Source organism: Gardnerella vaginalis (genome assembly GCF_001546455.1).
Taxonomy (GTDB): Bacteria; Actinomycetota; Actinomycetes; order Actinomycetales; family Bifidobacteriaceae; genus Bifidobacterium; species Bifidobacterium vaginale_B.
In genome coordinates, this window is sequence record NZ_KQ956806.1 from 11,737 (window position 1) to 18,356 (window position 6,620).

At 33.1% G+C, this 6,620-nt stretch carries 7 protein-coding genes and 2 pseudogenes; 1 reads left to right on the top strand and 8 read right to left on the bottom strand.

Translation table 11 applies throughout. From position 1 onward, the window contains the following. From HMPREF3216_RS06660 to HMPREF3216_RS06350, 5 genes and pseudogenes are all read right to left on the bottom strand, one after another. Nucleotides 1-368, bottom strand: a pseudogene (locus HMPREF3216_RS06660) (hypothetical protein); the annotation flags it as partial. 237 nt (nt 369-605) lie between these two features. Continuing rightward, nucleotides 606-746 (bottom strand): hypothetical protein, encoded by a 141-nt coding sequence (locus HMPREF3216_RS06525; RefSeq protein ID WP_196485411.1) that lies wholly within the window; start codon nt 744-746, stop codon nt 606-608. 176 nt (nt 747-922) lie between these two features. Continuing rightward, entirely contained in the window at nt 923-1,498 is a 576-nt protein-coding gene (locus HMPREF3216_RS00865; protein ID WP_060786516.1) for a hypothetical protein, read from the bottom strand. A gap of 262 nt (nt 1,499-1,760) precedes the next feature. Beyond that, nucleotides 1,761-3,098 carry an ATP-binding protein gene (locus HMPREF3216_RS00870; protein WP_060786517.1) on the bottom strand — a complete coding sequence of 446 codons (1,338 nt, stop codon included), beginning with the start codon at nt 3,096-3,098 and terminating at the stop codon, nt 1,761-1,763. Between the two features lie 483 nt (nt 3,099-3,581). Continuing rightward, nucleotides 3,582-3,887 carry a hypothetical protein gene (locus tag HMPREF3216_RS06350; protein ID WP_075523752.1) on the bottom strand — a complete coding sequence of 102 codons (306 nt, stop codon included), beginning with the start codon at nt 3,885-3,887 and terminating at the stop codon, nt 3,582-3,584. 789 nt (nt 3,888-4,676) lie between these two features. Here HMPREF3216_RS06350 and HMPREF3216_RS00880 point away from each other — a divergent pair. Then, the gene (locus tag HMPREF3216_RS00880) at nt 4,677-5,480 is read left to right on the top strand and encodes a sulfite exporter TauE/SafE family protein (protein ID WP_081090887.1); all 804 of its coding nucleotides are present in this window, start codon (nt 4,677-4,679) and stop codon (nt 5,478-5,480) included. A 306-nt stretch (nt 5,481-5,786) separates the two neighbouring features. Here HMPREF3216_RS00880 and HMPREF3216_RS06665 read toward each other — a convergent pair. The 3 genes and pseudogenes from HMPREF3216_RS06665 to HMPREF3216_RS00890 form a co-directional block, all read right to left on the bottom strand. Beyond that, nucleotides 5,787-6,011: pseudogene (locus HMPREF3216_RS06665) on the bottom strand (conjugal transfer protein TraA); the annotation flags it as partial. A gap of 146 nt (nt 6,012-6,157) precedes the next feature. Continuing rightward, nucleotides 6,158-6,304, bottom strand: coding sequence for a hypothetical protein (locus HMPREF3216_RS06360; protein ID WP_155639661.1), 147 nt, complete (start codon nt 6,302-6,304; stop codon nt 6,158-6,160). After that, the coding region (locus HMPREF3216_RS00890; RefSeq protein WP_060786521.1) for an NUDIX domain-containing protein at nt 6,291-6,620 on the bottom strand (330 nt) is incomplete at its 5' end. The genes HMPREF3216_RS00890 and HMPREF3216_RS06360, both read right to left, overlap by 14 nt.

A 6,620-nucleotide genomic window follows, 5' to 3' on the forward strand; every position in this document is an offset into this window, starting at 1 on the left:
GAGCTTGGCTTGTCTTTTAAATCAAATTTTCCCACTAAAAATAAAGCTTTAAGTCCTGAACTAGGCAAATTAAACTGTGAGTCAACTAATTTGATGGGCTTATCTCCAAGAGTAACTTTAGACAAATCATAGTGAGAATCAAGAATGTCTCGTGACGCAAAGAGATACAGTTCACCTTTATTCATGTAATCGTCTGGTAGGCGATATTCTTTCTGAGATACCTCTACTGTTTCCCAATGATACGACGCAAACTCTGCCTTCTCATCATCGTCGGCACATCCAGCAAGAGAGAAGAGTGATCCTAGCAGCAAAAGCATAACAAGACAACTTTGAAAAATGTTTTTACCAAAAATAGTTTTACTTCTCATAACACTACTAGCCTCCTTTTCGTTAACACCACTTTGTATCAAATGATTATAAAACAGATTATTAAGTAAACAAGATCTACCATTCGCTCTGATTACTGTAATAATCTTAATAAATATCCTATTTTTTTTTATTAATTTGTCTAGATTATCGACACTAATTTCTTCATTTACTAGCAAACTATACTTTTCATAAACAGCAAGATTCACGAAACAGAAGAACCAACATAATCGCGCGGTTTAATGCTTCCAACAATATTCCCTCATAAACGAAGCAATCACATGCAAATCTTCACCCTCATAATATTCAACAATCAACTTCTTAAACTCAGGAACCTTATTTTCTGGAATAACCAACAAGCCCTGACCATGAGAAATCAAATAATGTAAGGAACTTTTTTACGATTATTCCACCGATTTGTTCCCCAAAACATAAGCAACTAGAGCACACAACCACTCGACAGCAAAATAGCCTTAATGCTCATTGCAGAATGGAAGTTAATATTGGGAATATTGTAGGAACGTAAACATCCAAGACAATTAGAAACAGAAAGTTGCTAATTTTTTTGTTCAATAATTTTATCGGTAAATGCCTTTAAAAATTCTTTAGAATTGCTCCAGCCTACGCCATTGTTTAATCCCGAGAAATCAAAACCAGATATTTCATCTAAAGCTTTACTGCAAACCCATTCATACATTCCAGCCTGTTTGCTTTTATATATTATTAGGAACAATGGTTTCATTGCTTTTTTACCTAATAATATGACACTAATATATTGTTTAGAATACATTACATCGTTATACCATTGTCCTGTCAGCCAATAGAATTTATCTTTGCGCCCCTTTTCACCAATCTCATCGCATAGATTTTGTAATTGTTTAGCCACATACGTGAGAACCTTTTTATCTATGTTTTTTATAAGCAAAGTTTCATCAACACCACTTTTACTTACCTCTTTCCAGTCAACATCTTCATTATTTTCTGAGTGCCTTTCATTCCTTGCAGACTTTTGATTTTCTGTTTTTTGCTCTCTATTATTATCACTAAAACTATTCTTATTCGTACAACCTGAAATAAGTGACATAATGCAAACTACAATAGTCAAAAACGTATAATGCTTGATATGCTTCATTTATGCCTCCTCTACAACTTAATCTTTACCTAATTGCAGCTGCGATTATCATGTTCAATCTTCACTCTGTTATTCACTATCATCTGCCCAATATTCATTCGTCTCGTAGTACAAATCATCTTTGAGTCTAATAAAACTGACGGGATGTAAATTATGGACGAAGAATGCAGATATGTAACCTACAAAATAACTATAGCTAAAAATCATCCGATAATCTACTTCTATATCTTCTAATCGTTCCCTTTTAAATTATCTTTCTTTCTCAATTGTTTTCTTTCAGCGCAAGTTCTATAAGCTTATCCGTGTAATCAGCCATAAATAACGGAATATTCAACATATCATCGTCTAGTTTTAGATTATTCAGCGAGAATCGTATACGTAATTTCGTTTGATTATGGAATAGTTCTTTAAACTTTTTCAAACTTCTACTATTAATATTTGCTTCAGATTTAACCTCAACAGGGAAAATATCATTTTCTCGTTGAATAAGAAAATCCACTTCATACGGCGGATTCGTTTGAGACCAGTATCTAGGCATAACTTCAAATTGAGTAAGTAACGCCTGCAAAACATAATTTTCTGTTAAAGCACCCTTAAACTCAGTAAACAGCCTATTGCCTTCCGCAAATGCAGTAGGAGCAAGTTGTGCTAATCGCCTTAACAAACCAACATCTGCTAAATAAATCTTAAAAGCAGATACATCATCATAAGCAGCAATAGGTAAATTCGGCGCAGTATTTCTATAAATTTTATACACCAATTGTGCCGACACAAGCCATTGCAAAGCGTCTTCATACTCTCTTGCTCGCGCACCATTTTTAACAACTTTATACAAGAATTTTTTGTTTTCGCGCGCAAGTTGAGATGGAATAGAATTCCAAATCATTGATATTTTTGGAAATTCACTAACATTAGGATGCTTTGCAAAATCTCGTTCATAAGCTGTTATAATCTCAAACAATGTATCTTGCATTGCGTTTACATCTCGTGCTTTAGCCCACATTAAAACTGACTCAGGCATACCACCTGTAACATAATACATTTTTAATTTCTCGTATAGCGGATTAAAAAATGCGTCTGGAATCGGCTCTATTTTATCAATTTGTTCAATAAACTTCGCTAGATTTTCATCTCCATTAGCAAGTAAAAACTCTGTGAAATTCATTGGGTTTATTTGCATAAAATTAACTTTTCCAACTGGGAATGAAGATGGTTTGGCAAGCGTTATTCCAAGCAATGATCCAGCACAAGCAACATGATACTGCGGAGCGTTTTCACAAAAATATTTCATCGAGTTTATTACTTCTGGGCAGTCCTGAACCTCGTCAAATATAATAAGCGTGTTTTCTGGTTCAATTTTTTGGCCACTTGCAAGCATTAGGTTTTGTAAAATTCGTTCCACATTTTTAGTGGTTTCAAAGAATTGCTTATATTCTTTGTTTTCGTCGAAGTTAAAATAAGCAATATTTTTGTAGTAGAGCTTACCAAATTCTTTTAGTATCCAAGTTTTACCAACTTGACGCACACCTTTTAATATCAACGGTTTACGATACGGCGAGCTCTTCCATGCTAAAAGTTTGCTCATAATCAGCCTTTTCATGATTACTCACCTTTCACTTGACGTTACGCTATTAAATATTGCAGTCGTATTAGCGCGTTGCTGTTTCTAAGCGTATTGCATTGCTACGTTGTTGTATTGCAACAATTCTGCGATTATTTTGTTATATTTTGCGTTATCTTTTATCGTGTATCACATTATTATATATGTTTTGGTGTATTTAATCACATAATTATACGTATTTTAGTGTTTTTATCACATTATTATACGAATTATGCATTAAGTAGCGCTCAGCATAAAACATGAAAATACACGCAACAAAAGAATTGCTGCACACACTAAATATTTTGCAGCCATTTTCACACTCCTTCAGGTTTACCAATACACCTAATTCCCATCCCACAAAAAATACCTAAACCAACTACGGAAAGTTATAATTGAATAGTGATTAAACTTTGCAAAGGAATCGTTTCCCATGACAAAAATAACAAAAATGACAAAAAAACAAATAGTATATTTTTACACTTATATTGCTTGTATTATCATTATTCCAGTTGTCTTATCACTGATTGCCGATAGCATACCTAAAAACGACAGCCTATCTCCTAGCGGCCATCCGTTTGAGTGCATAGACGATAGAGCGTTTTTTATCTGGTTAGGTTTAGACCTTGGACTATATCTATATCCACTACATCTCATTTTTATTAACAAGACGACATTAAAAATATCTAAATCTTTGTTCCTACCATCTATTATTTTTGCAATACTTTTGCCACCAGCCGTTTTGATTTTATCAGATGCTTCTGCGCGAGAATTCTTCTTTATATTCATGTCTTACGTTGTTATAGCATTCGTTATACCATTTCTGATTATCTACTATATAAAACGCAAAATTTGATACAATTACCGAAATAAAAATAGTTTACAGATTAGTTGTTATGAAAATTATTTTCACGCTACTCATAATTGCATTATCATTATTATTTGCTTTATTTGCTCTTTTAAGCTTAGTTGCTGATTTTAATACTCCGCTGTAGAGCAATTCAAAATAAGAAGGAGTTCACAGCATCAAAATACTATTAGCTCCTTCTTACTATGAAAACTTAGACAACCTTGATAAGAAATGTTGTCAAGCGGTTTAAAAAATGGATTCCGATTATCTGTATAAACCATAGCAATCATCGAAACCCATTCCTCAAGCCTTTTATCTATTGTTTAGTTCTTAATTCTTGACATCAAAACAACACTCTCGACGTGAGATTGAGAGAACTCCTAGTATAGCTACACTTTTTTGAGTGCACACTATGTATATTGGGTGCACTTTTTAACGATAGGAAATATCGCAAAAAGGTTTAAGATTGGCTTGATAGCTTGATTCTTGAGCATAAAAATAGCCTAGAGAGCCCCCCTAAGACAAAGTATTAGTATAGTTGATGCAATTTTTTTACCATATATGAACCCATCGAATTGCTGTGTTTATTAACAAAGAATATTTTACGTTAATTAGATAAATAAATACATAAATTACAATTGAACTAGTATAGAAATATTCTATTTTTCATATAACATAGTAAAAGCAGTGAATAAAGTACGAGGAGGTATTTTGTGAAGAAAAGATATATGTTGAGAAATATTTTTAAAACCAAATATAATTTCCATAATATTGTTTTAATCGTTTTCATTGGACTATTAGCAGGTTTCTTATCAGGATTGTTCGGTGTAGGTGGAGGAATGGTGATAGTTCCTGCATTAACTGTTTTTATGAAATTTGATCAGCGTCATGCTACTGCTACTTCTCTTGTTGCCATAATTATAACGTCGCTTTGTGGAAGCATTGTTTACGGTTTAAACGGCAAAGTGTCATTTTTATCAGCATTTTTTCTAATAATAGGTTCAGTTTTCGGATCACAAATTGGGGTATATTTTTCACATATTTTGCCTAAAAAAATATTTCCTTGGTGTTTTACACTTTTTGTATTACTAGTTATATGTTCTAGTCAAGTTTGGATTCCGTTAAGAAATGTAGATTTTAATGTTAGTTTTTTAAAAGCTATATGTCTTATATTTATAGGCGTTGTTTCTGGTATTTTTTCAGGTATTTTAGGCGTTGGTGGCGGAGGAATTATAGTGCCATGCGTGCAACTTTTGCTCGGCATGGGAGACCTTATGGCAAGAGGAACTGCTTTGCTTGTCACGCTTCCTACAGCTATAAGTGGTAGTATTGCTAATGCTCGTTACCATTATACTCATTTTACTGAAGGAATTATTATCGGTATTTTTGCGACATTTACTGTAAACTTAGGCGCAATAATTGCGCGCAGTATTTCACCTTTTATATGCAATATATTGTTTTGTATTTTTTTGTTCAGTGTATGCTTACAAATGATATTAAAAACAGGTATTTTAGCTAAGAATAAGCGTTAAATATGTAAAGTCTTTGACTTTTATTTATTTGAAAAAATAGTTTTGAATATAAAAAGTGGGGCTTAGATTTAAGCCCCACGATATAGGAGAATGTTATAAAGTAACTTTTTACAATTATGCCATTTGAGTAACATCTCTTTTTGCTTGTATAAATTTTATTATCATGTTTTTTGCGTGATAAATAATTATGCAAACTATATAAACAATTGCAGAAAATACAGTTATCATTCCTCCGGAAGATAGACCTAAATAAATACTTGAATAGAGACCTAAAGTTCCAGCTATAATTCCAAGTATTGGAGCAAAAATTACCGTTTCCCATTTACTGATGGCTAAGGTCTTACTTTCTCCTAAATGTTCTTTGAGATATTTCTTAGCACTTTCAAATAAAATGATTTCTGCTGTATGTTCGTTGTAAAAATCTTCCTGTTTACTGTTCTTTAGTTTGGTATGGGCTTTGTAGGTTTTCTTGTACTTCAAATATTTTTCTGATTGGTCGATGAGTTGTGTTTTTTCATCAATCTTCTTTTCTCCCTCATACGGTACAGGAAAGTTTCTAAACTCCTATTTCCTAACTTCTAGCTGGGTGCAAAGTGGGTGCACCTTTTAACGATAGAAAAATATCGCAAAAGGTATACCATTTAGCTTAATAGCTTGATTTTGAGTGCAAAATATTACTATTTCTTCTTATAACCTATAGCAACATTACCTGTTTTATTAATCCCTGGTACTTTAAGAACATCAGAGCTTGGCTTGTCTTTTAAATCAAATTTTCCATGCAACGATCTCTTGCCATAATAGCGGGATTCATTAATATCTTTCATCTGAAATTATATGCTCTATTCCACTATGCTCCGATTTAAGATATTCTTTCATAAATGTTGGGTAAGCCTTGAACTTATCAAGCTCATCTATAGGTAACCAATGCATTGTCTCTTTAGCACCTGACTCTGTAGTACTATGGCTCGTAAAACCTCTTTTGCCCATGGGCTTCATCATGTAGTATAATGTCAGCTCATGGAAGTCTACTCCTTTTAAGCCAGAGCTGCCGATGAATAAGTTCTCGTGTATGACGGCAAGGTGATCTACTTCATAATTAAGACCTGTCTCTTCAAATACTTCTCTCTTAACGGCTTCTTC